Annotated in this window: 21 protein-coding genes; 15 read left to right on the top strand and 6 right to left on the bottom strand. The window is 56.8% G+C overall.

Annotation, left to right across the window (positions count from 1 at the left end; all coding sequences use genetic code 11):
* From AC0TOF_RS02305 to AC0TOF_RS02290, 4 genes are all read left to right on the top strand, one after another.
* A partial coding sequence (locus AC0TOF_RS02305) for a porin (protein ID WP_473767077.1) occupies nt 1-1,120 on the top strand: 1,120 nt, incomplete at its 5' end.
* 279 nt (nt 1,121-1,399) lie between these two features.
* Nucleotides 1,400-2,326 (top strand): tyrosine-type recombinase/integrase, encoded by a 927-nt coding sequence (locus AC0TOF_RS02300; RefSeq protein ID WP_473767076.1) that lies wholly within the window; start codon nt 1,400-1,402, stop codon nt 2,324-2,326.
* 533 nt (nt 2,327-2,859) lie between these two features.
* On the top strand, nt 2,860-3,990 hold the full coding sequence (locus tag AC0TOF_RS02295; protein ID WP_473767075.1) for a pyridoxal phosphate-dependent aminotransferase: 1,131 nt from the start codon (nt 2,860-2,862) through the stop codon (nt 3,988-3,990).
* Between the two features lie 15 nt (nt 3,991-4,005).
* The gene (locus AC0TOF_RS02290) at nt 4,006-4,380 is read left to right on the top strand and encodes a DUF423 domain-containing protein (RefSeq protein WP_473767074.1); all 375 of its coding nucleotides are present in this window, start codon (nt 4,006-4,008) and stop codon (nt 4,378-4,380) included.
* Between the two features lie 46 nt (nt 4,381-4,426).
* Here AC0TOF_RS02290 and AC0TOF_RS02285 read toward each other — a convergent pair whose 3' ends face one another.
* A complete protein-coding gene (locus AC0TOF_RS02285; RefSeq protein WP_473767073.1) occupies nt 4,427-5,074 on the bottom strand; it encodes an antifreeze protein in 648 nt (215 codons plus the stop codon).
* Nucleotides 5,075-5,395: 321 nt separating this feature from the next.
* Between AC0TOF_RS02285 and AC0TOF_RS02280 the strand changes: the two genes are divergently transcribed.
* Together AC0TOF_RS02280 and AC0TOF_RS02275 are read left to right on the top strand one after the other, a co-directional pair.
* Nucleotides 5,396-5,902, top strand: a complete 507-nt coding sequence (locus tag AC0TOF_RS02280; RefSeq protein ID WP_473767072.1) for a P-loop NTPase family protein — start codon at nt 5,396-5,398, stop codon at nt 5,900-5,902.
* Nucleotides 5,903-6,129: 227 nt separating this feature from the next.
* Nucleotides 6,130-6,783 (top strand): YitT family protein, encoded by a 654-nt coding sequence (locus AC0TOF_RS02275; protein WP_473767071.1) that lies wholly within the window; start codon nt 6,130-6,132, stop codon nt 6,781-6,783.
* 48 nt (nt 6,784-6,831) lie between these two features.
* Here the strand turns inward: AC0TOF_RS02275 and AC0TOF_RS02270 are convergent, their stop codons facing one another.
* On the bottom strand, nt 6,832-7,089 hold the full coding sequence (locus AC0TOF_RS02270; RefSeq protein ID WP_122002649.1) for a tetratricopeptide repeat protein: 258 nt from the start codon (nt 7,087-7,089) through the stop codon (nt 6,832-6,834).
* 504 nt (nt 7,090-7,593) lie between these two features.
* On the opposite strand from AC0TOF_RS02270, the gene AC0TOF_RS02265 reads away from it, so the two are divergent.
* Entirely contained in the window at nt 7,594-7,941 is a 348-nt protein-coding gene (locus AC0TOF_RS02265; protein ID WP_122002682.1) for a DUF2147 domain-containing protein, read from the top strand.
* Nucleotides 7,942-8,053: 112 nt separating this feature from the next.
* Here the strand turns inward: AC0TOF_RS02265 and AC0TOF_RS02260 are convergent, their stop codons facing one another.
* A complete protein-coding gene (locus tag AC0TOF_RS02260; RefSeq protein ID WP_473767070.1) occupies nt 8,054-8,761 on the bottom strand; it encodes a glutathione binding-like protein in 708 nt (235 codons plus the stop codon).
* Between the two features lie 225 nt (nt 8,762-8,986).
* Here AC0TOF_RS02260 and AC0TOF_RS02255 point away from each other — a divergent pair, with 225 nt between their 5' ends.
* From AC0TOF_RS02255 to AC0TOF_RS02240, 4 genes are all read left to right on the top strand, one after another.
* On the top strand, nt 8,987-9,142 hold the full coding sequence (locus AC0TOF_RS02255; protein WP_162997363.1) for a hypothetical protein: 156 nt from the start codon (nt 8,987-8,989) through the stop codon (nt 9,140-9,142).
* Nucleotides 9,139-9,303 carry a hypothetical protein gene (locus AC0TOF_RS02250; protein ID WP_473767069.1) on the top strand — a complete coding sequence of 55 codons (165 nt, stop codon included), beginning with the start codon at nt 9,139-9,141 and terminating at the stop codon, nt 9,301-9,303. The genes AC0TOF_RS02255 and AC0TOF_RS02250 overlap by 4 nt, the downstream gene beginning before the upstream one ends.
* Nucleotides 9,304-9,344: 41 nt before the next feature.
* Entirely contained in the window at nt 9,345-10,847 is a 1,503-nt protein-coding gene (locus AC0TOF_RS02245; protein WP_122002651.1) for an AMP nucleosidase, read from the top strand.
* A gap of 169 nt (nt 10,848-11,016) precedes the next feature.
* On the top strand, nt 11,017-12,030 hold the full coding sequence (locus tag AC0TOF_RS02240) for an endonuclease/exonuclease/phosphatase family protein (RefSeq protein WP_473767068.1): 1,014 nt from the start codon (nt 11,017-11,019) through the stop codon (nt 12,028-12,030).
* A 47-nt stretch (nt 12,031-12,077) separates the two neighbouring features.
* Here AC0TOF_RS02240 and AC0TOF_RS02235 read toward each other — a convergent pair whose 3' ends face one another.
* Nucleotides 12,078-13,784, bottom strand: coding sequence for an electron transfer flavoprotein-ubiquinone oxidoreductase (locus tag AC0TOF_RS02235; protein WP_473767067.1), 1,707 nt, complete (start codon nt 13,782-13,784; stop codon nt 12,078-12,080).
* Between the two features lie 458 nt (nt 13,785-14,242).
* Between AC0TOF_RS02235 and AC0TOF_RS02230 the strand changes: the two genes are divergently transcribed.
* Together AC0TOF_RS02230 and AC0TOF_RS02225 are read left to right on the top strand one after the other, a co-directional pair.
* Nucleotides 14,243-15,100: a uracil-DNA glycosylase gene (locus tag AC0TOF_RS02230; RefSeq protein WP_473767066.1), complete on the top strand. Its 858-nt coding sequence runs from the start codon at nt 14,243-14,245 to the stop codon at nt 15,098-15,100.
* 145 nt (nt 15,101-15,245) lie between these two features.
* Entirely contained in the window at nt 15,246-16,499 is a 1,254-nt protein-coding gene (locus tag AC0TOF_RS02225) for an MFS transporter (protein ID WP_122002683.1), read from the top strand.
* Between the two features lie 2 nt (nt 16,500-16,501).
* On the opposite strand, the gene AC0TOF_RS02220 is transcribed toward AC0TOF_RS02225, so the two are convergent.
* Nucleotides 16,502-17,461 (bottom strand): DMT family transporter, encoded by a 960-nt coding sequence (locus tag AC0TOF_RS02220; protein WP_473767065.1) that lies wholly within the window; start codon nt 17,459-17,461, stop codon nt 16,502-16,504.
* A 242-nt stretch (nt 17,462-17,703) separates the two neighbouring features.
* Here AC0TOF_RS02220 and pepN point away from each other — a divergent pair, with 242 nt between their 5' ends.
* Together pepN and AC0TOF_RS02210 are read left to right on the top strand one after the other, a co-directional pair.
* Nucleotides 17,704-20,355 carry an aminopeptidase N gene (pepN, locus tag AC0TOF_RS02215; RefSeq protein WP_473767064.1) on the top strand — a complete coding sequence of 884 codons (2,652 nt, stop codon included), beginning with the start codon at nt 17,704-17,706 and terminating at the stop codon, nt 20,353-20,355.
* A gap of 328 nt (nt 20,356-20,683) precedes the next feature.
* The gene (locus tag AC0TOF_RS02210) at nt 20,684-23,035 is read left to right on the top strand and encodes a PAS domain-containing sensor histidine kinase (RefSeq protein WP_473767063.1); all 2,352 of its coding nucleotides are present in this window, start codon (nt 20,684-20,686) and stop codon (nt 23,033-23,035) included.
* On the opposite strand, the gene AC0TOF_RS02205 is transcribed toward AC0TOF_RS02210, so the two are convergent.
* Nucleotides 23,036-25,978 carry a bifunctional [glutamine synthetase] adenylyltransferase/[glutamine synthetase]-adenylyl-L-tyrosine phosphorylase gene (locus AC0TOF_RS02205; protein ID WP_473767062.1) on the bottom strand — a complete coding sequence of 981 codons (2,943 nt, stop codon included), beginning with the start codon at nt 25,976-25,978 and terminating at the stop codon, nt 23,036-23,038.
* Nucleotides 25,979-26,072: the final 94 nt, after the last annotated feature.

Genomic DNA, 26,072 nt, shown 5'->3' with positions numbered 1-26,072 from the left:
TGCAGCTCTGGTTGCAGCTTCCGGCGCTCAGGCTGCCGACGCAATCGTCGCGCCAGAGCCAGAAGCCGTTGAATATGTCCGCGTCTGCGATGCTTACGGCGCTGGCTACTTCTACATCCCAGGCACCGAAACCTGCCTGCGCATCCATGGCTACGTTCGTTACGACGTTAAGGGCGGCGACGACGTATACGCTCGCGGCGGCCGTATCTCTCGCGACCCAGAGACGGGCTACCCCATTACTCTCGGCGGCAAAGATCGCGACACCTATGCCAAGACGGCTCGTGCAGTTCTCCGTTTCTCGACCGCTTCGGAAACCGAACTCGGCACCCTGAAGACCTATATCGACACCCGTTTCCAGTGGTCTGACGGTTCTGACTCGAGCTCGACCGGTACGCTGCGTTTCGGCTACATTCAGCTCGGCGGCCTGCGCATTGGTCTCGACGAATCGGCTTTCGTAACCTTCCCTGGTTACCTCGGCAACGTCATGAACGACGACGTGATCCTCGCTGGCGGCTACCGCACGGGTCTCATCAGCTACACCTTCACCGGCGGTAACGGCTTCTCGGCAGTTCTGTCGCTCGAACAGGGCAACAACGTTGACGTCGACTACAATGGCGTCATTGACGACTACACGCCGCATATCGTTGGCGGCCTGAAGTACGCTGGTGGCTGGGGCTCGATCGCAGCAGTTGCTGCTTACGACGCAGTCAACGAAGAGTGGGCCGGCAAGGTTCGCGCCGACGTCAACATCACCGACCGTTTCTCGGTCTGGGCGATGGGCGGCTACAAGTCCAACGATGATACCTATTATGGCTATACGGATGCAGACGGTAATTTCCGCGGCATTCGCGCCATTGATAGCTTCTACGGCACCTGGGGCGGCGATTGGGCCGTTTGGGGCGGCGCAGCGTTCAAGGCAACCGAAAAGGCTACCTTCAACGTTCAGCTCGCTTACGAAGATGCAGAAACCTTCGCAGCAACCGCAAACGTTGCTTACGAACTGGTTCCTGGCTTCACCATCACCCCAGAAGTTTCTTACACCAAGTGGAACGACAAGAAGTCGGTCCTCAAGGGCGAAGACGCTTGGCAGGGCATGATCCGCTTCCAGCGCTCGTTCTAATCAGATCGACGCTTAAGCGAAAAGCGCCAACGGGAAACCGTTGGCGCTCATTCATTTGAAACACAGCTCACGAATGCGTGAACTTTGATCCTTCAGAAATGGGGATTTCGAAAAGGATCGAAAACCGAGGGGAGTTGCGGGGGACGACAAAAGCTGGGGGCAGATACTGGTCTTTTAGAAAGGTCCAAACATGTCTCCGCATAAAGTTAGCTCACTTATCTTGTGTTCCGAGAATTATTTCATTAGTTGTGCGTCTCATATATCTATGGGGGGCGTACAATGATCGTCGTTGGGGAAACGAAGATCGACATGGGCGAAAAATTTGCGCCGATAGTCGACTACAACTTACAATATACATCCAGCAAAAGTCCGAACCACCGGCTTGTCGAACAATTTTCGGTGGCGGAACTGACGGGGAAATACATCAACATCCTGTGGGATGATGGGTCGCACAAGTATAATGTGAAGTCGTTTCTCGGGGAAATTGACGAGATTCTGAAAGGCGAGCGCTTTTCAGGTTTCGATCAGGAAATGCTCGACTCCGTCATCGGTTCGCTTCGTGAGCGCGGCAACAGCAATGCAACCATCAATAGAAAGATGGCTGCGCTGAGCAAGCTGCTGCGAAAGGCGCACAAGATGGGGGATATCTTCAATCTACCGGAATTTATCCGGCAGAAAGAGCGTGTAGGACGCATTCGATTCCTTGAATATGAGGAAGAAAAGCGCCTGTTCGCGGCGATCAAGTCGCGTTGCGAAGATAGCTACCGGCTTTCGCTGTTTCTTGTCGACACAGGCTGTCGTCTCGGGGAAGCAATTGGCGTTACCTGGAACGATATTCAGGATCACAGGGTTACGTTCTGGCTCACCAAATCGAATCGCAGCCGCACTGTTCCCCTCACCCGTCGTGCCCGCAAGGCAGCACATATCCCGCATGAAAAGCTCAAAGGCCCCTTCTCCATGCTCAATCAGGTCAGGTTCCGCCAGATCTGGAATGAAGCGAAGATGGAAGTCGGGCTGGGCACGGACGATCAGGTCGTTCCGCATATTCTGCGCCATACCTGTGCATCTCGTTTGGTTCGGGGCGGGATCGACATCCGTCGTGTTCAAATGTGGTTGGGTCACCAAACCTTGCAGATGACCATGCGTTACGCTCATCTGGCGACACATGACCTCGATTCTTGTGTGAAAGTACTCGAAGTCCATTAAAACCTATCCCGCAAGCGTGAAACGGCTTTCGGAACAAGACGCGCATGAACCAATTGGATAAGGCATTTCCAATACTTCAGGAAATGCCCCATGAGCCTGAAGCAAAAGGCGATGCTGTGCGAAAATGGTTGCTTTCGGAAGACGGAGCGCAAGCTACTTAAGATACAAAGCGCCGAAACGCGAGAACTTGTCGTTTGTGGCCACAGATGACCACTTTTGTAACGGCTTCCATGCTTCCGCTGTTGTGTTTGACAGCAGCAAATAGCAACGGACGTGACGATTACCTGGCGGATTGGACATCCAGATTTCCGCCCGGAGCCATTTTTCTGCGTTCGTGATACCCCTTCCCTGACGGACCGCTGGCCCGATCAGCTTCCTATTATTCGGCGCGCACCAAATCATTGTGATGGCACCGGCCCATACAAGTTGCTATGCCTTTCCTAGCAGGACAGACGCGGGTAGCTTACGGCATCATCCGGCCTTCGATCTGCCTCATCATATTGTGCCGGACCGAGAATCGACTGGGAATCGTCATGGGATCGCCTCGCCTTACACCGCTCGTTGCAAATCTGCCCTCCACCGTTCCTTTTACCGGCCCTGAAACGCTGGAACTGCAACGCGGAAAACCTTTCCGTGCGCGAATCGGTGCGAATGAGAGCAGTTTCGGACCAGCCCCCTCCGTCCTTGAGGCAATTCGGACGGAAGCAACCGAAATCTGGAAGTATGGCGACCCGGAAAATTACGACCTGCGTCACGCCATTGCCGCACATCACAGAGTGAAACCTGAAAATATCATGCCCGGAGCGGGCGTTGATGCGTTGCTTGGCCTTGTGGTCAGGCAATATGTTCAGGAAGGTGACAGGGTCATCAACTCCCTCGGCGGCTATCCGACTTTCAACTACCATGTTGCCGGTTATGGCGGCAAACTGATCACCGTCCCCTATATCAATGACAAGTCGGATCTGGACGGTTTGATAGATGCCACGCGCGAGCAAGATGCCGCGATCTTGTATCTCGCCAACCCGGATAATCCGATGGGGACCTGGCATGAAGGCTCGGACATCCAGTCCTTCATCGAGCGCATCCCCGAAACCACGATGCTTGTTCTGGATGAGGCCTATTGCGAAACCGGACCAGCTTCCGCCTTTCCGCCTTTCGAAACCGACCGCCCGAATGTTCTTCGGATGCGTACTTTTTCCAAAGCCTATGGTCTTGCGGGCATTCGCTGCGGTTATGTTGTCGGCAACGCCGATGCCATCAAATGTTTCGACAAGATTCGCGATCATTTCGCAGTCAATCGTCTCGCACAGGCGGCGGCTATCGCGGCTCTCAAGGATCAGGCCTATTTGCAGGATGTGGTGGCGAAAATTCAGGCCGGGCGGGATCGAATCGCTGCAATCGCCGAAGCAAACGGCCTGTCAGCAATCCCATCCGCTACGAATTTTGTCACCATCGATTGCGGCAAAGACGGAGCGTTTGCCACGGCAGTGCTGAACGGACTTCTCGCACGGGACATTTTCGTTCGCAAACCCGGCGCGCCAATTCTCGATCGCTGCATTCGAGTGAGTGTCGGCATTCACGAACAGCTCGACCTCTTGGAGGCCGCTCTTCCTGCGGCCCTGGAGGAGGCCAGGAAACACGCAAAGCTTCGGGAAACGGCCTGAACAGCGGAGCCATATATGCAGATTCAACCCGATAGCCGCCCGAAGAACATTCTTTTCAGCACCCTTGCCGGGCTAACCGGCGCCCTTGCGATAGCCGCTTATGCGGGTGCGGCCCATGGCGGTGATAATCATCTGGGCAATATTGCGCCGCTGCTTCTCGGCCATGCGCCCGCATTTCTGGTACTGTCGCTCATTGCACCGACGAGCCGCACTGCTTATGCGGGCGGCGCATTGCTTGTTATCGGCCTCGTCTTGTTCTGCGGCGATCTGTTCATGCGTGACATGACCGGCGACCGCCTTTTCCCGATGGCCGCACCGACAGGCGGGTCGTTGATGATACTCGGCTGGCTTGCTGTGGCGGTCACGGGTTGGTTCTCACGAACCAAATAAAAAGGGGCCGGAGGGGCCCCTTTCTCTTCAGATGGTCCTGATCAGATCAGGAATTGCCCTTCAGGCGGGCGTTGCAGAGGCTGTAGTAACCGCCGCCCTTCTGTACCCACTTCAAGCCGCCGAGAGCGTTTGCATCTTTCAGGGCATGATATTGTTCGAGGCAGGTGTGCATACGCGCCTTGCCAGCTGATTCACTGGAATATTTCGCCGACACGGCTGTCGGGAACTTCACGCCTTTCGGCGCAGCAACCGTTGGGGCAGCAGGTTCACTGTTGCCATCCGTGGTAAGTGCAACCGGATCAGCACCCGGACCGCACTCGGCCTTGCGGAAATCGTTCCACTTCGCGCCATTATCCGTGCCAGCGTCCTTGGCTGCCTGATACTTGGCACTGCACTGCTTCATCGTCAGGCCCTTGGCGCTGTCGTCTGCTGCAGGAGCAGCGGCCGCCTTTTTGGCTGGAGCAGCAGGCGCGGGCGCAGCCGGAGCAGCCGCGGCGTCTGCATCGTCGCCACATTGAGCCTTGCGGAAATCGTTCCACTTCATGTTGCCGAGCGTGCCAGCATCCTTGGCAGACTGATACTTTGCGCTACATTCCTTCATCGTCAACGCATTGGCAGGCGATGAAAAGGCAAATGCAGCAGCACTCATGATGATAGCCGTGCCGGCCATGGCGGTTATGGTTCGAATAGACATCTTGTCACTCCCTATCGAATGCAGCCCTTCGATCGCCCGGCATCCGTTCACACCTTGCGATCTTTCTAATACAGAAGAACGGTAGATGTCATTGTTGCTCACACCCGTTCCGTTTTGTCATCATTGCGCTTCGCAAAGTTGACTGTCAATCAGTTGGCCAATATTACCCTAAACTCCAATACAAATTTTCTAACGGGCTTTCTTTGCTCGTTATGGTCATGCGGGTGCCATGAAGTAGAAATACAGTACTTCCTATCCCATGTCCGATTTTTATTCGAACAGAGTTAAAATCCGAGGACGATGCGGACGATGAAGCGGATCATGATTATAGGCGGTGCCGGTTCGGGAAAATCCAGCCTTGCGCGCAGGCTTGGCGACCTCACCGGCTTACCGGTCGTGCATATCGATACCCTTTACTGGCAGCCTGGCTGGAGGATGCGAACGCGTGACGAGATCGGTCGTCTCACCAACGAAGCGGCAAATCAGGACGCATGGATATTTGAGGGCAATCATAGCGAAACTATGAACTACCGCGCCTCACGTGCAGATATGCTCGTTTTTCTCGACCTGTCGACCGCGCGTCGCCTATGGCGCGTGGTCAAAAGAACGGCAATCCACTACGGGCGTGCACGCCCGGACATGGCGGAAGGATGTGTAGAGCGTTTCGACTGGGATTTCATGAAATGGGTGGCGGGTTACCGCAAGGATGGCCGCATTCGCGCGCTGGCATTTCTGGAAAAAGCGCCGCAACATCTTATCAAGCATCGTTTGCGCAGTCCGCGGGAGGTGAAACGCTTCCTCGCGCAGATGTCACGCGAAATAAATTAAAACAATCTGCCCTTCCAATTGCGATAAATCCACAAAGCCGACCTTGAAATAACAATATTGCAAGTCGTGCGCAGCGTCGAAACGGCTGCTATATTTGGCCGTCTCCCAAGACTTGACGCTGCGTGCTATGGTCGAACCATCTGCACAGCGCGAAGACATACCGGAACTCGTTCCGGCACCACACTTTTTGCCGGATCGCCGGCTTCTCGCTGTTCTGGAGTTTCGCCGTGGCCGATATCACTGATAACGCCGCCCCCCTCATCGATGCGCCCAAAGCCGCCGCGTTCGACCGTCACCGCCTCTATGAAGATGCGATGGCGATGTTGATCGGCACATCCTTCATCGCACTCGGCATCACGCTTTACGGTCAGGCGATGCTGATGACGGGCAGCACCGCCGGTATTGCCCTTCTTATCCAGTATGCCACGGGCACGGAATTCGGATTGCTCTATTTCCTGATCAATCTGCCGTTTTATTATTTCGCCGTGCGTCGCATGGGCTGGGCTTTCACAATCAGGACATTCGTCGCAGTAGCTATGATGTCGGCTTTTGCCCGCCTGATGCCGCTGAGTGTCGACTTCTCAAGCGTCAATCCGCTTTTCGCCGCCCTCATGGGCGGCACCTTGATGGGCATGGGCGTGCTGGCGCTCTTCCGCCACCGCTCGGGCGTCGGCGGCGTCAATATTCTGGCGCTTTATCTGCAAGACGCCTATGGAATAAGGGCTGGCTGGTTCCAGCTCGGCCTCGATGTCCTGATTATGCTGGCTTCCCTGTTCTTTATCCCATGGGAAAACATGGCGCTTTCCCTGATCGGCGCGGTTGCCATGAACCTCATCATCGCGATCAACCACAAGCCTGGTCGCTATCTCGGCATAAGCTGAACAAAAAAGCCGCCGGAAGGGCGGCTTTTGTCATGGCGGAGGAACTCGTCAGTGGGTGGTCATCCACTCACGTGCGCCGCGCAGGGCTGCTGCCAGTTCGCCCTTGCTCATCGTAGCGGCCACCTGGTTGCGCATGCGGGCTGCCTTTTCGCTGCCGCGGATGGCGGCAATGTTCAGCCATTTATGCGCTTCGATCACGTCGATCTCGCAATCACGGCCGATGGCAAATTTCATACCCATTTCCAGAAGAATGCGATCCTGTGCGATAGCGTTGTTCTTATTCGTAAAGCTCTGAAACTGTGCCATTTTCTTTGTCCCTGTTAAATCCCGAGAACCGTCCGGTCTTTGTTTTCAAAGACTGATTTTTCAGCTTCGAAACCGCCGTCTCTGTCGTTCCGTTCATGCTTTCAAATCTACGGGAAAGGGTTGAAATGCGCGTTAAACCAGATGCTTAACGAGCAACCAACAAAATCCGAACAAGGGGTAAACTTGGGATTTTGTTAAACATGCAAGTTCCGTCGATTGCTGGATATTCACGAAAATTCGATTCAAATCCAAATTCTGAAACGAAACCAGTTGCTAACTATAGACAACATTCGAAAGCGGCGGATGCATGAAAAAGGCGGCATCCGACATGCCTCTAGAGAGGCAAACATTCCTCTTCCGCTTCGTGAGAAACTGGATTACGTTTACGTTTGCGTAAGTCTGGCGGAGGTCGAGGAGGCGTCCGCCAAACTTGTGAAACGCATCATGGCGGTTTCATCGCTGCGACCGGCAAAACCGGAGTTCGCGGCGAATTGGGAGGAAAGAATGTTCCGCACACTTATTCTTGGAATGACGCTAGCAGCCACCTTTGCCGCGCCTGCCCTCGCCGAGGAAGGCATTGTCGGCACGTGGAAGCGCCCGAACGGCACGATCATCAGTTATGCATCCTGCGGCGCCAACAAGTTCTGCGGTACGGTGCAGACCGGCGAGTACAAGGGCAAGTCCATTGGCACGATGTCGGGCACCGGCGGCAGCTACAAGGGCGAAGTCAACAAGCTCGACGAAGGCAAAACCTATACCGGCAAGGCAAGCGTCAAGGGTAATACGCTTTCACTCTCCGGCTGCGTGATGGGCGGTCTGATCTGCAAAAGCGAGAGCCTGACGCGCCAGTAATTCAGCGAAACATGGAATCAAAAAGGGCGGCGTCATGGCCGCCCTTTCTTCTTGGAGCATTTCCAGCAAAAGCGTGAAACGGCTTTGCGTTGGAAAATGCGACAAAACCTGCTCAACGTGCCTTCTGGCCGAAGAGAATTTTCTGGGCTTCCTTGTCCGTTGCCAGATTGGATTTTTCCCGCTCTTCCTTGCCGACCAGCAGACCGCGCTGCACTGCCGGACGAGCATTCATCGTTTCATGCCAGCGCTTCAGGTTCGGGAAATCATCGAGGTTCTGGTCGTAGTTCTTATAGGCGTTGATCCAGCCAATCGATGCCATATCGGCGATTGAATATTCGCCTGCGATATAATCCTTGCCCTCAAGCTGCTTGTTCAGCACACCATAGAGACGATTGACCTCATTGGTATAGCGATCAATCCCGTATTGCACCTTTTCAGGCGCATAGATACGGAAATGACCAGCCTGTCCCGACATCGGGCCGAGCCCGCCCATCTGCCACATCAGCCATTCGTCGACGGCAACGCGCTTGCGTTCGTCAGACGGATAGAATTTGCCGAATTTACGCCCGAGATATTGCAGGATCGCTCCGGACTCGAAAACCGAGATCGGTTCGCCACCCGGTCCTTCCGGATCGATGATCGCGGGCATCCGGTTGTTCGGCGCAATCTTCAAAAAGTCCGGCTTGAACTGATCGCCCTTGCCGATGTTGACGTATTTGACCTCGTAGGGAATGCCGAGTTCTTCGAGCATAATGCTGATCTTGAAGCCGTTCGGTGTCGGCCAATAATATAATTCGATGGGCTTGATCTGTTCGGCCATGGGCTCTCTCCCGCTGATCCTGACATTGAGCGGGACGTGCTCCCGCATTCCAATGATGGGAAACATAAGACCCTTTCGAACAGGCACAAGAGCCCAATGCCGCAATAAACGGAACATCAATATTTTTGAACGCCGCATGAACGACGCTCTCAGGGACGGTTCAGGCGTGATCGCTAGATTGGCAAGGGAGAACAGAAATCAGAACGGCCTGGGGGACCAACCGCTATGCTTCGGCGCTTAACAATTCTCTGCCTGATGATCGCCGGCTTTGCCGCAGTCGCCAGCATTTTCGTTGACCAGCGATACAACGCTTATCGGGACCAGCCGGTGATCGGCCCTGTCGCCGCATTCACCCAGAAACATGCCGGAGAACGGCAATGAGGAGAACCCAGGCAATAGCCGCAATCGCGCTTCGCGTTTTCCTTTTCACCGCCATATTCACCGGTCCGGCAGCTACCTTTGCCTATACGCAGATCGGCCAGCATTCCCAGATGAGCAGCATCGGTCTCGTGCTTTATGTAAGCCTGCAGCGCGCCGCATAAACTGGGTCATGTCACGGTCATAGACTTTGCTATACTGGGTTATGACACAGCGAATCGAACATCCATTTCTGACAGAAATCAAAACGCCTCCAACGGTTGACCCGGAGGTTTTCACTGATGCCGGTGCGGCAGTTGCCGCCCTGCAGAAACTCTATGATCGCAACACGGCCTTCCTTCGCGATGCGTTCGAGAAAGTCGCGCGCGGCGAAGTTCCGCCGCAGCGCTATCGCGCTTATTATCCCGAGATTTGTCTATCTACGTCCAGCTTTGCGCATGTGGATTCGCGGCTGGCCTATGGCCATGTCTCGACGCCGGGCGATTATTCCGCGAACATCACGCGGCCCGATTTGTTCGATCATTATCTGAACGAACAAATTCGCCTCCTGATGCGCAATCACGGTGTGACCGTGACGGTGAAGGAATCTTCCACGCCAATCCCGATCCATTTTGCCTTCAAGGAAGGCACCTATGTCGAGGCTTCCGTCGCCAATGCCTTCACGCATCCGCTGCGTGACCTGTTCGACGTGCCAGATCTGGCGGCAACAGACGACAAGATCGTCAACGCTGACTTCGAGCCTGCACCCGGCGAACCGATGCCGCTTGCGCCGTTCACGGCCCAGCGCGTCGATTATTCCTTGCACCGGCTGGCGCACTATACGGCGACAAGTCCGGCACACTTCCAGAATTTCGTGCTGTTCACCAACTACCAGTTCTATATGGACGAGTTCTGCGCCTATGCCCGTCAATTGATGGCAGATGGTGGTGGTGGCTATGACCAATTCGTGGAACCGGGCAACATCGTCACGCTGGCGGGAGAGACCGCGCCGAGCAATGGCAATCCGTTGCAGCGCCTGCCCCAGATGCCTGCTTATCACCTGCAGCGGGCGGACCATTCCGGCATTACCATGGTCAATATCGGCGTAGGCCCGTCCAATGCCAAAACCATTACGGACCATATCGCTGTGCTTCGCCCTCATGCCTGGCTGATGTTGGGTCACTGCGCGGGCCTGCGCAACAGCCAGCAGCTTGGCGATTATGTTCTGGCCCACGCCTATATGCGTGAAGACCACGTTCTTGACGACGATCTGCCGGTTTGGGTGCCACTTCCGGCCCTTGCAGAAATTCAGGTCGCGCTTGAAGAGGCCGTCGAAGAAATTACCGGCCTGGAAGGCTATGACCTCAAGCGGATCATGCGCACCGGAACGGTCGCCACCATCGACAATCGCAACTGGGAACTGCGTGACCAGCGCGGTCCTGTCCAGCGCCTTTCGCAAGCACGCGCCGTCGCACTCGACATGGAATCAGCCACGATTGCCGCGAACGGGTTCCGCTTCCGCGTGCCTTACGGCACGCTGCTCTGCGTGTCTGACAAGCCGCTGCATGGCGAGTTGAAACTGCCGGGCATGGCGACCGAATTCTACAAGCGGCAGGTAGCACAGCACTTGCGCATCGGCATTCGCGCAATGGAGAAGATCGCGGCAATGCCCGATGAACGGTTGCATTCCCGAAAGCTCAGAAGTTTTTACGAGACGGCTTTCCAGTGAAGTAAGGGAGTAAGGGAAAATCGCTTATTCCCGGTCATGGCAAATATTTTACTTGCCTTGTCCACTGCCTGATCGCACCCTATTCCCCTATTCCCCTATTCCCCTATTCCCCTATTCCCCTATTCCCCCTTTCATCATCACGCCGCAATCAGCACGTATTGGCACCTTCATGTCGAAAAGCCGTGAAAACCTTTCATTCCTGCTGCTTCTGGCCGCTGTCGTGCTGTCTATCCCGCTCGTGCTTGGATTTCTCGGGGCAGCGCATCCTGCTCTTGATTCCTTTTCACATTTTCGGGCTCACCTCGCCGTTTTGTTAGCGTTGCTGGCCTTTCCGCTGCTCTTCACCAAAATGCGCCGCGAGGCAGCGATGCTTCTGCTTTTTGCCGTCATGGCGTTCAGCACGACCACCGGCGCCGCACGCGATTTCCTGAGTGGCTCCACCGGCGCACAGGCAGACGAACAGGCTGGCGCGCGCTATAGTCTCGTCCAGATCAATCTGCGCGAAGATAATCCCGAGCCGAAACGCATTCTCCAGATGATTGCGCGGGAGAAGCCCGACGTCATTACCTATGAGGAAGCGAGCGACCAATGGACGAAATGGCTTACCATTCTCCAGGGTTCTTATCCCTATCATCTCAATTGCGCTGACGACCCCAATACCTGGGGCGTGGGAATCCTGTCCAAACGGCCGTTCAGTGAAGAGGCGCAGACAGCCTGCGTCGGTGATGGCTTGCTGGCAATTGCGCCGATCAACTTCGGCGGGACGACCGTGCATGTCGCCGCCCTGCACTTCTCATGGCCATGGCCGCGCTGGCAGCCACATCAGCTCCGCTATATCGAACCGGAACTGGCGAAGCTGAAAGGCCCTCTGGTCATCGCCGGGGATTTCAACGCGGCTCCGTGGAGCAATGCCGTGCGTCGGGTCGAAAATGCCTCCGGCACCCACCACATGACTGGTATTGGCGGCACGTGGATGACGCATCTGCTGCCCGTTACGCTGGCACCCTTTCTGGGCCTGCCTATCGATCAGATACTTGTCAGCCCTGAAATCGGAGGGGCGAAGGTTTCGGCCCGCGAAGACGCTGGCTCCGATCATCTGCCGGTGCGGCTCGATTTTTCCGTTCCGCCTCCCGTTCGACCGGATGAAGAACAACCGGAAACCCAATCCGTCATGCTGCAATGAAAAAGGCGGTCCCAGACCGCCTTTCAACTCATGTCATCATGTAAACATTACATGTTCACATAAACGGGCCCTTCCCCGCCTTGTGGCGGCACCCAATTGATGTTCTGGTTCGGGTCCTTGATGTCGCACGTCTTGCAGTGCACGCAATTCTGCGCATTGATCACAAACCGCACGTCCTTTGCCTGTGGATCGGCAGCAGAGTTGCCGTCAGCATCCACCCATTCATAGACGCCAGCGGGGCAATAACGGGTCGACGGACCAGCGAAGACGTCATGTTCGGAAGTCTTTTGCAGTTCCATGTTGCGGACCTGCAAATGCACCGGCTCGTTCTCGTCATGGTTCGTGTTCGACAGGAACACTGACGACAGACGATCAAACGTCAGAACGCCATCCGGTTTTGGATAGTCGATCTTGGTGTGCTTCGCAGCTGGTTCCAGCGACTGCGCATCGGTCTTGCCGTGCTTCAGCGTTCCAAAGATGGAGAAGCCGAATAGCTGGTTGGTCCACATATCGAGACCACCAAGCGCCACGCCGACAACCGTGCCGAACTTCGACCACAGCGGCTTGACGTTACGCACCCGCTTCAGATCCTTGCCGATCAGGCTCGAACGCCAGCTGTTTTCGATCTCGACCGGTTCGTCATTGGCGCGGCCTGCGGCAATTGCCTCAGCGATCTTGTCTGCGGCGAGAATGCCGGACAGAACCGCATTGTGGCTGCCCTTGATGCGCGGCACGTTGACCAGACCGGCCGAGCAACCGATGAGCGCTCCGCCCGGGAACGACAGCTTCGGCACCGACTGGAAACCGCCTTCGGTAATGGCACGTGCGCCGTAGGAAAGGCGCTTGCCGCCCTCAAACACGTCGCGAATGGCCGGATGCGTCTTGAAGCGCTGGAATTCCTCAAATGGCGACAGATATGGATTCTTGTAGTTGAGGTGCAGCACGAAGCCGACCGCCACCATATTGTCTTCCAGATGATAAAGGAATGAGCCGCCGCCCGTCTTCATGTCGAGCGGCCAGCCGAAAGAGTGCTGGACAAGACCCGGCTTGTGCTTGGAAGGATCGACCTGCCACAGCTCCTTGAGCCCGATACCGTATTTGGCGGGTTCGCGGCCTTCATCGAGCTTGAACTTCGAGATCAGTTGCTTGGCAAGCGAACCGCGTGCGCCCTCGCCGACCAGCGTATATTTGCCGAGCAGCGCCATGCCGCGCGTATAGTTTGATCCATGCGTTCCGTCGCGTTCGACACCCATGTCGCCGGTGGCAACGCCAATGACCGCGCCTTCATCATTGTACAGCACTTCGGTTGCAGCAAAACCCGGGTAGATTTCCACGCCGAGTTCTTCGGCCTTGGTGCCAAGCCAACGGCAGACGTTACCGAGCGACACAATGTAATTGCCATGATTGTTCATCAAAGGCGGCATGGCGAAATTTGGCAGGCGCACAGAGCCTGCTGGCCCCAGCACGAGGAAATGATCGGCTGTCACAGGCGTCTTGAAGGGGTGCCCCTCTTCCTCGCGCCAGCCCGGCAGAAGCTGATCAATGCCAACCGGATCAACGACAGCGCCGGACAGAATGTGCGCGCCGACTTCCCCGCCCTTTTCGAGGACGACGACTGAAAGCTCCGGATTCGCCTGTTTCAAACGGATTGCCGCAGCAAGGCCCGCCGGGCCTGCGCCGACGATCACAACGTCGAATTCCATGCTTTCGCGCTCGGGAAGCTCCTGATTTGCATATTCTGGGGCTTCAGACATTCATTCCTCCGTCCGGTGTAATATCGTCTTCTCACTAGGCTAGCCCAGACGACACATCCAATTGTTTTTGTGCATGATCTGATCGCGAATATCCATGAACAAACTGCCCGTCAGCACTCGAACCCGCGAAAAGACCTGCCGTTTCCCCGTATTCCGCCTTACCCTGTCGCAGAGTTGGAGACTGTCGCAAATGCGTCCAATTGTCCAAAACGGGCGTCTTACGTCCTCAAATATATTTACCTTAACGTAAACGTCAAATCTATTCCATTCAATAAACTGCGATAAGGATTTGTCCAGACGGTAGAGGAAGCATAACTTCATGTCATATTGAGGGTCCCGCTCAAGCCCGCGCAGGAAACCGGGTATGAACAGGAACTAATGGGCCCGACGGGCCTGAAATCTGAACAGGGCTATTGCATTCACCTTCAAAATTCGCCACCTCAGAGGTGAGGTAAATAATGGCTGATAATCGTGAAACGCTGGATATTGAAGGCTTGCTCCGCTTCTATGCGGAAGCGGGCGTCGACATGCCGCTTTCCGAAACGCCGATAGACCGGTTTGCGGAGCCTCAGCGCGTCGCCCCCTCGCAGCCAGCAACGCAGGCGGCGAGTGTAGCTGAACGCGCCCGTCAACAGCAGCCGCGCCCTGCCCCGGCGCCAGCCCCCACCAGCAGGCCCGTTCAGGCCGCAGCCGATCTTCCTGATACAGCACAGATTGCGCTTGCGCGCGAAGCGGCAGCCCAGGCCTCGACGCTCGATGAACTGCGGGAAAAGCTTGCGGCATTCGACGGCTGCAATCTGAAATTCACGGCGAAGAATCTTTGCTTTGCCGATGGCGATCCATCCTCCGACATAATGTTCATCGGAGAAGCGCCCGGACGGGACGAGGATATGGAGGGATTGCCGTTCGTCGGAAAGTCCGGCCAGCTTCTCAATCGCATGATCGAATCCATCGGCCTGAAGCGGGAAAACGTCTACATCGCCAACACGATCCCCTGGCGTCCGCCGGGCAATCGCACGCCGACGCCGCTTGAAACAGAGCTTTGCCGACCATTCATTGAAAGACAGATCGAGCTTGCCGCGCCGAAAGTTCTGGTCGCGCTGGGCGGACCGGCTGGCAAGGCACTCACCGGCGCGCCGGAAGGAATCCTACGCCTGCGCGGTAACTGGAAGATTCACCGGACACCTTCCGGCGTGGAAATTCCGGTTATGCCGACCCTGCATCCGGCCTATCTTCTGCGTACGCCAGCCCAAAAACGTTTTGCGTGGCGCGATTTTCTGGCTGTGAAACTGAAATTGGCCGAATTGACGGATTGATTTTTAAGCATTTCAGCGGCATCGGCAGGTGGCATTGTCACCAGCATGCCGCAAACTTGTTCTACTTCGCCGCTTGCCAAACCGCCTTCCGGCGACAAGTAGCCCTAAATTCAGTTTCCCATGGGATTTCACTATGGAGTTTTTCATGGCTGGCCAGCTCCTGCCCATAGCCGCTTTGCTTGCAAGCACGTTTCTCATGCTGCTTGCCGGTGGCCTCGCGGGTATTCTTCTGCCCCTGCGCGGTGGCATGGAAGGCTGGTCGACCACGACCATCGGCTGGATGGGCACGAGCTATTCCCTTGCCTTCACGATCGGCTGCATTGTGGTGCCGCATCTGGTGCGGCGCGTCGGCCATGTGCGCGTCTTTTCCGCATTGCTGACGCTGCTTTCCATGGCGCTTCTCTTGCACGCACTGGTCGTCAACCCGGTTGCGTGGATGATCTTCCGCGGCGTCGCGGGTTTTTCGCTCGCAGGCAGCTACATGATTATCGAAAGCTGGCTGAACGAGCGCGTGACCAATGAATCGCGCGGGCGCATCTTTTCGATCTATATGATCATCACCATGCTCGGCCTGTTGTGCGGACAGTACATTCTGCCGTTCGGCGATGCGGGAACGCAGACGCTCTTCATCATTTGCGCCATCATCTACGCAAGCGCGCTGCTTCCAACGGCCCTTTCAAGTGCACAATCGCCCAATCCGCTGACGCAGGTTTCGCTCGACCTGAAAGGGCTTTACCGGCGATCACCAGCCGCCGCTGTCGGATCGCTGATTGCCGGTATCGTTGCAGGCACGTGGAACTTCCTCGCCGCCATCTATGGCGAGATGAATGGCCTTTCCACTTTCGGCATCGCCACGATGCTGGCCTGCGCCATGGTGGGCGGCGCGATTTTCCAATATCCGCTCGGACGGGGATCGGACTTTGTGGATCGCCGCTATGTCATGGTGCTTGCCGGGGTCATAGGCTTTGTCCTGTCAATGGTGATGGTGCTGTTCCACCCCACTTCGCCCTATGCGCTCTATGCCATGATGTTTCTGTTCGGCTCGGTGATTTATCCGATCTACAGCCTCAACGTCGCCCATGCCAATGACTATGCAGATGCAAGCGAGTTCGTGAAGGTTTCCGGCGGATTGCTGATTATCTACGGCGTGGGCAGCGTCATCGGGCCTGCTCTCTCCGGTCCGCTAATGGATCTGATCGGCGCTTCGGGCTTCTTCGTGACCATGGCCATCGCTTACAGCTTCTATGGCCTGCATGCCTTCTGGCGCATTCGTCGTCTTGAGCGACCGGCCATCAGCGACCAGAAAACCGAGTACAAGTTCCATACGCCCGACGGCCAGTCCACGCCGGAAACGATGCAGCTCGATCCTCGCGCGGAAGGCACACCCGGACAGAGCTGAATTTACGGGGTCTGCGGTGCGTTGACCTTGTGCGGCGCGATGGAAAGCTGGTGCTCGCGATAGATGATGAAACCGCCAGCCGCCATGACGACGGCGCTGCCCGCCAGCATCTCGAAGGTCGGGATATCGCCGAACAATAGAAACCCGATGGCAAGTCCAAGCAGCATGGACGTGTATTCGAAGGGAGCAATCGTCGACATGGGTGCATGGCGATAGCATTCGGTCAGAAGTATCTGGCCGACCCCACCGGCAAATCCTGCACAGATCATCATGGCAAGCTGTGACCAGCTTGGTACGATCCAGCCGAAAGGAAAGCTCGCCAGGGAGATGACGCTCGCGGATATGGAAAAGTAGATCACGATGGTTGAGGTGCGCTCCGTCTGCACGAGACGGCGCACAAGCATCATGGCCACCGCAGACAAGATGGCCGCGCCAAGAGCGGCAAGCGCACCCATGGCCTCATCATGCCCCAGGCCACCGCTCGAAAACACTGTCAGCCGCGGCCAGATGATGACCATTACCCCGCAAAGGCCGATGAGAACCGCGCTCCACCGATAGAATCGCACGACTTCATGCAGGATGACCGCGCCAAGAATGACGGTGATCAGCGGCGAAGCATAGTTGATGGCGATTGCTTCCGGCAGCGGCAGCTTGGTGAGCGCGAAAAAGCTCATCGACATGGAACAGACGCCGACCAGCCCGCGCCAGAAATGGCTGAAGCCGTTCTGGGTGCGGAACACGCCTGAAAGCTGTCCGCGCCATCCGAGATAAAGCAATATCGCGAAGATTGCGAAGAATGACCGGAAGAAGATCAACTGCCCGACCGGCACACCATCCGCCGCCTTCAGCAAGCTGGACATGGCGACGAAAACGGCAACGGAAGCGATTTTAAGACCGATGCCGAGCATCGGTTTCGTTTCAAGATGGGCAGCCTCGACAGGCGCGCTCGCATGAGCGTTCACAACGCAATTCCTTAAAATATGATGCGTAGCTACACCCGAAATATTCGTGTGCCTGTCTTTCTTATTCCTGTTTGCAACACAGCACCAGTAGCTCAAAGGTCAAGTCGAAAAATATTTGATAAAACGCCCATCCGGCTACAAAGCCCGGTTGGTTGTTCTGGAATTAAGTTTCCCTCGGCAGCAATTTTGGGTACGAAACCAGTATCGTAAGTTCAAAGAGAGTTCAGGGAGAGAGTTTCGCTATGCGTACTGAAACCGGCCAGACATTCCGCCTCGAAGATTACCGTCCGACCCCTTACGCCATACCCGAGACCAAACTGGACTTCTCACTGGAACCGGAAAAAACCATCGTCAGTGCGACCCTTACGATTGAGCGCCGCGATGACACTCGAGCCGGCACGCCCTTGGTGCTGGACGGTGACGAACTGAAGCTTGTCAGCATCGCCATCGACGGCAAGCCTCTTGCCGACAACAGCTATGTCGCAACGCCCGACCAGCTTGAAATCAGCGACCTGCCGGAAGGAAAGCGCTTCACGCTTGAAATCGTGACGGAAATCAATCCGACGACAAACCGGCAGCTATCCGGCCTTTATCGCTCAAGCGGCGTCTATTGCACCCAATGCGAGGCCGAAGGCTTCCGCCGCATCACCTATTATTACGACCGCCCGGACGTGCTGTCAGTCTATACCGTCCGCATCGACGCCGACAGGCAAGCTGCTCCAATTCTTCTGTCCAACGGCAATCCGGTCGACAGTGGATCGGTCGAAGGCAAACCGGACCGGCATTTCGCCGTCTGGCACGATCCGCATCCGAAACCATCCTATCTCTTTGCGCTCGTTGCCGGATCGCTCGGCGTCGTGAAGGATCACTTCACCACGCAATCCGGAAGGCCGGTCGATCTGGCGATCTATGTCGAACATGGCAAGGAAGGCCGCGCGCTCTATGCAATGGATGCATTGAAACGCTCCATGCGCTGGGACGAGGAAAAGTTCGGCCGCGAATATGATCTCGATGTTTTCAACATCGTCGCCGTGTCCGATTTCAACATGGGCGCGATGGAGAACAAGGGGCTTAACGTCTTCAACGACAAATATGTGCTGGCCGACCCCGAAACGGCAACCGATGTCGACTATGCGGGCATCGAGGCGGTCATCGCGCACGAATATTTCCACAATTGGACAGGCAACCGCATCACCTGCCGCGACTGGTTCCAGCTGTGCCTCAAGGAAGGCCTGACCGTCTATCGCGATCACGAATTTTCCGCCGATGAGCGTTCGCGCCCGGTCAAGCGCATTTCCGAAGTGAAAATTCTGAAAGCGCAGCAATTTCCCGAGGATGCCGGGCCACTTGCCCACCCGGTGCGCCCGCGCGAATACCGAGAGATCAACAACTTCTATACGGCGACCGTTTATGAGAAAGGCTCGGAAGTGGTGCGCATGATCCGCACGATCATCGGGCCCGAGCTGTTCCGCAAGGGCATGGACCTCTATTTCGAGCGCCATGACGGAGATGCTGCGACCATCGAGGATTTCGTCAAGGTTTTTGCCGATGTTTCCGGTCAGGACTTTTCGCAATTCGCACTCTGGTACGATCAGGCCGGAACGCCGAAAGTGGAAGCTACTTTCACTCATGACGCCGCGAAAGAAACCTTTACGATTGAACTGACACAGTCGCTTGGAGCTACGCCCGGACAAGCGACCAAGAAGCCCATGCACATCCCGATTGCCTTCGGCCTGATCGGGCCTGACGGCAAGGATATGGTTGCAGCTTCCGTCGATGGCGGGGATGTACGCGGTGACGTCATCCATCTGCACCATTCATCCGAAACAATCGTCTTTCATGGCATCAAGGAACGCCCGGTTCCGTCGCTGCTGCGCGGATTCTCGGCTCCCGTTAATCTGACGGCGCCGTTATCGGATGATGATCGCGCATTCCTGGCCCTCAACGACAGCGACCCGGTGGCGCGCTGGCAGGCATTGACCGGAATTTTCAACCAGGTTCTGCTTGAAGGCGCCAAGCGTGTGCGCGGCGGTCATGCCCCGGCAGTTGAAGACAAGATCGTTGAACTCGCGGGCAAAGTGGCATCCGATGAAACCCTTGATCCTGCCTTCCGCGCACTCTGCCTGACATTGCCGAGCGAAAGCGATATCGCGCGCGAGATGGGAAGCAATGTCGATCCCGATGCGATCCTCGCCAGCCGACACCATCTGGTGGACGCCATTGCCGCCCGTTACTCCAAGGACTTCGCCAGTCTCTACGATGCCCTGAAACAAGATGGCGCTTTCTCACCGGACGCAGGTGCAGCAGGCAAGCGTGCCTTGCGAAATGTGCTGCTCGATTATCTTACCCGCCACGAGAACAGCCAGCAACGCGCCGCCAACCAGTTCGCTGTTGCGGACAATATGACCGACCGCTTCGCAGCACTGACCATACTGGTGCATCGGTTTGGCGATTCGAGCGAAGCAAAGGACGCGCTGGCAAGTTTCGAGCGACAGTTCGGCATGGATGGTCTTGTGATGGATAAGTGGTTCAGCGTGCAGGCAAGCCGTCCCGGCGATGTGGCCTTGCAGGCTGTGCGCGACCTTACGAAACACGCGCTCTTCTCGCTCGACAATCCGAACCGCGTGCGTTCGTTGATCGGCTCGTTCTCCGCATCCAACCCGACCGGCTTCAACCGCAAGGACGGTGCGGCTTACGCGTTCTTTGCCGATACGATCCTGTCCATCGATCCGGAGAACCCGCAGCTCGCGGCACGGCTTCTGACTGCGCTGCGTTCGTGGCGCTCACTCGAAGATGCTCGTCGCGAACATGCAAGGGCGGCGCTGGCGCGCATATCCGGCGCGGGAAAACTGTCCACCGATCTGCGCGACATCGTGGACCGCACTCTCGCCTGATTCGCGGTCCATCCTGCCGTCGTGATGATTCGTCCGTTCCGGTTGCTGTTACGCTCCCGGAACGGACCTTTTCACGCGGAATGCGGTAAAGGCGGCAAGGCAGTCAGCTTTCATGAGTCTTTTCATGCGTTTAGACGAATCAGATAGGACATCGATTCTACTTAAGAGCTTGAGATTCATGGACAAATTGACCGATGAAATTCCCGTTTTTTACGCCTCGTTAACGAATTCGCTGGACAGCGCGAATCACTTTTGATTCATTGAGGATATTCGGAGGTGGCGTATTCCGAATCACTTCACTCGCAGGGAATTCACGAGGGACCATTATATGGCGAGCACCGACGCGTATGGCGCGCCGGCGGGGACGCATTGCGAATCCGGTCGGAAAAGAAGGAAGGGCAAGCTTTCGGGCCATGTCAGTCTTCTTGCTGGTCCGGCCTATGGCAAGTTCATCTCAATCGAGCCTATCCTTCGTCGCCTCGTTCCCGCGCTCATCATCATTTTCCTGATTATTCTGGGTGTTGCTCGCGTCTTTTCGATGCTTGCATGGCGCGACGATATCGAGCAGCAGCACAAGGCTTTCCTGTCGGCGGCAACCGCCAATCTTGCCCAGATGATCGAACGCGTTGCCAATGGCACCGACGCCGGAGCGCAGATATCCGCGAAGGATATTCAGGACACGATGGCGGAATTCCGCTCTCGCGGACCGTCATCCTCGAACATGACGCTCGCCGTCATCGACCCGCAGTCTTCCGTGGTGGCGGCCTCGGGCCCGCTTTCCGATTTGTCCGGCAAGCCGATCGATACGATCCTTGCAGAAGCGCAACCGTTATTCCTGTTTGCAGAACGAGCAGGCGTGCTGAAAGTCATGTTGCAGGGTGAATCGGCTTTCGGCGCCCTGTCGAAGCCGATGACCCTGCCCTATTCCGTCATCGCCGTGGAGCCGGAAAGCGCCATCTTTGCGGAATGGCGGCGGGCCGTGTCACTCAATGTGACGCTCTTCGCAGGCACGACCGGCGTGATGTTCGCCATTCTCTATGCCTATTTCAGCCAGGCAGCGCGGGCGCGCGAGGCCGATGATCTTTCCGGCCAGATCCAGCGGCGTATCGATCTGGCGCTGGCGCGCGGTCGTTGCGGCCTGTGGGACTGGGACATGGCGCGCGGCCGCATCTACTGGTCGCGCTCCATGTATGAAATGCTGGGCTACGAGGCGCAGGACGCAGTGCTGCCTTTCGGCGATGTGGCCGCGATCATAAATACGGAAGATGGCGACCTCTATTCCATCGCCGAGCAAGCGGCGGCTGGCGATATTTCGCATGTCGACCGCGTCTTCCGCATGCGCCATGCCGATGGTTCATGGGTGTGGATGCGCGTTCGCGCCGAAATTGCCAGCGAAGGCGATCTTCATCTGGTCGGCATCGCTTTCGACGTCAGCGAACAGCACCGTTTCGCGCAGCAGACGGCGGAAGCCGATATGCGTATCCGCGAAGCCATCGAGAATATTTCGGAAGCCTTCATCCTGTGGGATTCCAACAATCGCCTCGTCATGGCGAATTCCAAGTTCAGCGAATATGCCGGCCTTCCGGTCTGGACGCTGAAACCCGGTGTGCCGCGCAACGAAGTCGACGCCCATACGCGCCCATTCACTTTCGAGCGTCGCATGGCCAATGAACATAACCGCGCCGGTGGCCAGACTTTCGAGCGCCAGTTGAGCGATGGCCGCTGGCTGCAGGTCAACGAACGCCGCACGCAAGATGGCGGTCTTGTTTCCATCGGCACCGACATTACCCAGCTCAAGCTGCATCAGGAACGCTTGGTGGACAGCGAACGTCGCCTGATGGCGACCATTCACGACCTTTCGATTGCGCGCAAGGGCGAACGCGACCGTGTACGCGAGTTGTCAGAGCTTGCCCGGAAATACGGCCAGGAAAAGGAACGCGCCGAGGCTGCGAACCGCGCCAAATCAGAATTCCTCGCCAATATGTCCCATGAGCTGCGCACGCCGCTCAATGCCATCATCGGTTTCTCGGAAATGATCCAGGCTGGCACGTTCGGTCCGCTCGGCTCCGACCGTTACGAGGAATACATCAACGACATCCATACGAGCGGTAACTTCCTGCTCAACGTCATCAACGACATTCTCGACATGTCGAAGATCGAGGCCGGACATTTCTCGCTCGACCGTGAGCAGATCGATCTCTGCCCGCTCATCAATGAAACGGTGCGCATGATCTCGCTGCAGGCGGATGAGAAGAATATTGCGGTCAATACGCGTATCGAAGATGCGATGCAGCTTTATGCCGACCGCCGGGCGATCAAGCAGGTGTTAATCAACCTTCTTTCCAATGCGGTGAAGTTCACGTCCTATGGTGGACAGATCACGGTGCGGGCGCGCAAGACCGGATCAGCCCTGTTCATGACGATTCGGGATACTGGCGTCGGCATTCCGAAATCGGCAATCAAGAAGATCGGCCAGCCCTTTGAGCAGGTGGAAAACCAGTTCACCAAGACCCATACCGGCTCTGGCCTCGGGCTTGCCATCACCCGCTCGTTGGCCGAGCTTCACGGCGGCTGGCTTCGCATTCGCTCAACCGAAGGCGTTGGCACCGTGGTTTCGGTCTGCATCCCTGACCGCAAGCGCGGCCATGTTGGAAATGGTGCAGAAACCTACGCCGCCTGATTAGATATTCAAAAGCTTCTCGAAACTTGTCCGTACCTCAACGGCGACTTCCGCCAGATGATGCTCGACGCGCTTTATGTCTGGCATGTCGGCCGCACGACATAGCAGGTCGATCATGCCGGGTATGAATTCTTCACGTTTGGCATCGCTTCCAAGGCACAGACGGATCGTCTGGCTCAAATTGGTATAGAGGCGGTGCGCATTCACCAGATTGTCGGCACGCGCCGGATCGGCAAAGGACGGATCGAGCGCTGAAAGGATTTCTTCTGTACCCAAGGGACGCGGCTTCCGGTCGAGCTTGTTTGCCAATACGGCAAATTGCGCAATGAACTCCAGATCGACAATGCCGCCGGGCTTCAGCTTGAAATCCCAATCGTCTGCCGGCGGTTTTTCCTGATAGATGAGGTCGCGCATCTCGCGCACATCCTTGGCGATCTTCTTCACATCGCGCGGCCCAAACAGAACCGTGTCGATCTCCCCTCTGATGTGATCCATGAAGGTCTCGTCGCCGTGGATCGGGCGTGCGCGGGTCAGGGCCATATGTTCCCATGTCCATGCTTCGCTGCGCTGATACTTGCCGAAAGCGTCGATATGGGTCGCAACAGGCCCCTTGTTGCCGGAGGGCCGCAGCCGCATATCGACTTCGTAAAGCACGCCTTCGGCTGTCGGCGCGGAAAGCGCCGCGATGAGCCGCTGCGTCAGGCGGATATAATATTGCGAGGGAGCCAGCGGCTTTTCGCCATCGGATTCATCCGTTTCCTTGTCGTGATCGTAAAGCAGGATCAGATCGACATCGGAACCAGCGGTTAGCTCGCGACTGCCAAGCTTGCCCATGGCAAGAAGAGCGACTTTGGCGCCCTTCACCTTGCCGTGGCGCCGCTCCAGTTCGGCTTCGACAACTTCGAATGCCTTGCCGATCATCAGTTCGGCGAGATCGGAGAAAGCGCGACCAGCGCGTACGCCGTCAATCGCGCTTGTCAGCAGACGGATACCGATCAGAAAGCGATGCTCGGCAGCGAAGATGCGCAGCCGGTCCAGCACTTCCTCGTAGTCGGTCGCAGGCCCCAGAAACACGTGCAGGCGCTCTTCCAGATAGGCGCGCGTCGGCATTTCGGAGAAAATCGCCGGATCAAGCAGACCGTCGAAAACATGCGGGTTGCGCGTGATGATTTCGGCGAGCCGGGGCGCGGCGCTCATGATCATCACGAGAAGGTTCAGGAGACGGGGGTTGGATTGCAGCAGGCTGAAAAGCTGGATGCCCGATGGCAGTCCTTTCAAAAAACCGTCGAAACGCAATAGCGCCTCGTCCGCGCGCTTGGTTTCGGCAAAAGCCTTGAGCAGCGCGGGCGTCAGTTCGGTCAGGCGCTCGCGCGCTTCCGCCGATTGCGTGGCGCGATACCGCCCGAAGTGCCATGTGCGGATCACACGGCATATATCGCTCGGACGCTCATAGCCCATGGCGGCGAGCGTCTCCAGCGTGCCCGGATCATCCACATCGCCGGTAAAGACCAGATTGCCGGATGAGCTGCCAAGCTCGGGCGCTTGCTCGAACAGGGCCGCATAGTGTTTTTCCACGACCTTCAGCGCATCAAGAAAAACATCGGAAAAGACTGCCGGATCGGCATAGCCCATCATATGGGCGACCCGGGCAAAGCCTTCATCGTCTTCGGGCAGGATATGGGTCTGTTCGTCGGCAATCATCTGAATGCGATGCTCTACATCGCGCAGGAAATAATATTCCTTCGCCAAGGCATCGCGGGCCTTCTCGGTGATCCAGCCGCGTTCGGCCAGTCGGGCCAGCATCGGCACCGTCTGGTTGCCGCGCAATTCGGGAAACCGCCCGCCCGCGATAAGCTGCTGCGTCTGGACAAAAAATTCGATTTCGCGGATACCGCCGCGCCCCAGTTTTACATTATGGCCGCGCACGGCAATATCGCCGTGGCCCTTATGGGCGTGAATCTGGCGCTTGATCGAGTGCACGTCGGCAATGGCCGCATAGTCGAGATATTTGCGCCAGACATAGGGGGAGAGTTCCGCCAGCACCTGCTTGCCGGATTCGCGGTCTCCCGCGACAGGCCGCGCCTTGATCATGGCAGCGCGCTCCCAGTTCTGGCCGCGCCCTTCGTAGTAATGAAGGGCGGCGCCGACGGGAATGGCAAGCGGCGTCGAGCCGGGGTCCGGGCGCAGGCGAAGATCGACGCGGAAGACATAGCCGTCACCGGTACGGTCCTGCAAAATGCGGACAAGGCGACGCGTCAGCCGTGAAAAGGTTTCAACGCATTCATACGGTTCACCGATAGCCGGTCTGGTTTCATCGATGAAGACGATGAGATCGATATCGGATGAGTAATTCAGCTCACGCGCGCCGAACTTGCCCATGCCAAGAACGATCCAGCCGCTGTCCTTGTCGGGCTGCGCCCGGTCGGGAAGTTTGATCTTGCCAGCACTATCCGCATCGAGCAGCAGAAACCGGACGGCGGCGCCCGTGCAGGCCTCAGCCAGATCGGTGAGCCAGCCAGTCGTTGCCTGCGTATCGAAAATCCCGGCGAGATCGCAAAGGGCGATCAGCACATGCGCCTCGCGTTTCAAAACGCGCAGGCTGGTCATGAGCGCGGCTTCCGTCACATCCGCGCTTGCAGCACAGGCCGCGATTTCCGCCAGAATATCCTTCAACGCCGTCTCCGGCGTTTTGGCCGCGATACGGTCGAGAATGCGCGGATGACGGGTCAATGCTTCGCGAATGAATGGAGAAAGATCGAGAACGGCGGAGAGAAAGCGGACAGCTTCCGCCTTCTGCAACAGGGTCACGACGCCCGAAATGTCCTCTTCGCGGGCGCGTGCGGCAAGGTCGGCCAAGAAGGTTTCCGCCCTTGCGGTATCAAGCGGCGTCAAAGCGCGAATATCGCTGTCGAAGAACAGTGCCTCTGCGTTTTCTGCCGTCATGATCCCCTCTTATGTCACGCCATTACAGCAGGGCGCTAAGATGTCAACGCTATCCAAGCCCTGAAAATGCTCAATCGCCGCACGGGCTTATACC

This window comes from Ochrobactrum sp. PL_is501, from assembly GCF_055816895.1.
This window is presented reverse-complemented; position numbering and strand designations above follow the sequence as displayed.

Bases quoted from the DNA above. Each gene is read 5' to 3' on its own strand.
- AC0TOF_RS02235 (WP_473767067.1), bottom strand. From the start codon at position 13,784: ATGTCTGAAGCCCCAGAATATGCAAATCAGGAGCTTCCCGAGCGCGAA.
- AC0TOF_RS02205 (WP_473767062.1), bottom strand. From the start codon at position 25,978: ATGACGGCAGAAAACGCAGAGGCACTGTTCTTCGACAGCGATATTCGC.
- AC0TOF_RS02210 (WP_473767063.1), top strand. From the start codon at position 20,684: ATGGCGAGCACCGACGCGTATGGCGCGCCGGCGGGGACGCATTGCGAA.
- AC0TOF_RS02230 (WP_473767066.1), top strand. From the start codon at position 14,243: ATGGCTGATAATCGTGAAACGCTGGATATTGAAGGCTTGCTCCGCTTC.
- AC0TOF_RS02265 (WP_122002682.1), top strand. From the start codon at position 7,594: ATGTTCCGCACACTTATTCTTGGAATGACGCTAGCAGCCACCTTTGCC.
- AC0TOF_RS02295 (WP_473767075.1), top strand. From the start codon at position 2,860: ATGGGATCGCCTCGCCTTACACCGCTCGTTGCAAATCTGCCCTCCACC.
- AC0TOF_RS02245 (WP_122002651.1), top strand. From the start codon at position 9,345: ATGACACAGCGAATCGAACATCCATTTCTGACAGAAATCAAAACGCCT.
- AC0TOF_RS02260 (WP_473767070.1), bottom strand. From the start codon at position 8,761: ATGGCCGAACAGATCAAGCCCATCGAATTATATTATTGGCCGACACCG.
- AC0TOF_RS02225 (WP_122002683.1), top strand. From the start codon at position 15,246: ATGGCTGGCCAGCTCCTGCCCATAGCCGCTTTGCTTGCAAGCACGTTT.
- pepN (WP_473767064.1), top strand. From the start codon at position 17,704: ATGCGTACTGAAACCGGCCAGACATTCCGCCTCGAAGATTACCGTCCG.
- AC0TOF_RS02255 (WP_162997363.1), top strand. From the start codon at position 8,987: ATGCTTCGGCGCTTAACAATTCTCTGCCTGATGATCGCCGGCTTTGCC.
- AC0TOF_RS02280 (WP_473767072.1), top strand. From the start codon at position 5,396: ATGATTATAGGCGGTGCCGGTTCGGGAAAATCCAGCCTTGCGCGCAGG.
- AC0TOF_RS02240 (WP_473767068.1), top strand. From the start codon at position 11,017: ATGTCGAAAAGCCGTGAAAACCTTTCATTCCTGCTGCTTCTGGCCGCT.
- AC0TOF_RS02285 (WP_473767073.1), bottom strand. From the start codon at position 5,074: ATGTCTATTCGAACCATAACCGCCATGGCCGGCACGGCTATCATCATG.
- AC0TOF_RS02270 (WP_122002649.1), bottom strand. From the start codon at position 7,089: ATGGCACAGTTTCAGAGCTTTACGAATAAGAACAACGCTATCGCACAG.
- AC0TOF_RS02300 (WP_473767076.1), top strand. From the start codon at position 1,400: ATGATCGTCGTTGGGGAAACGAAGATCGACATGGGCGAAAAATTTGCG.
- AC0TOF_RS02290 (WP_473767074.1), top strand. From the start codon at position 4,006: ATGCAGATTCAACCCGATAGCCGCCCGAAGAACATTCTTTTCAGCACC.
- AC0TOF_RS02250 (WP_473767069.1), top strand. From the start codon at position 9,139: ATGAGGAGAACCCAGGCAATAGCCGCAATCGCGCTTCGCGTTTTCCTT.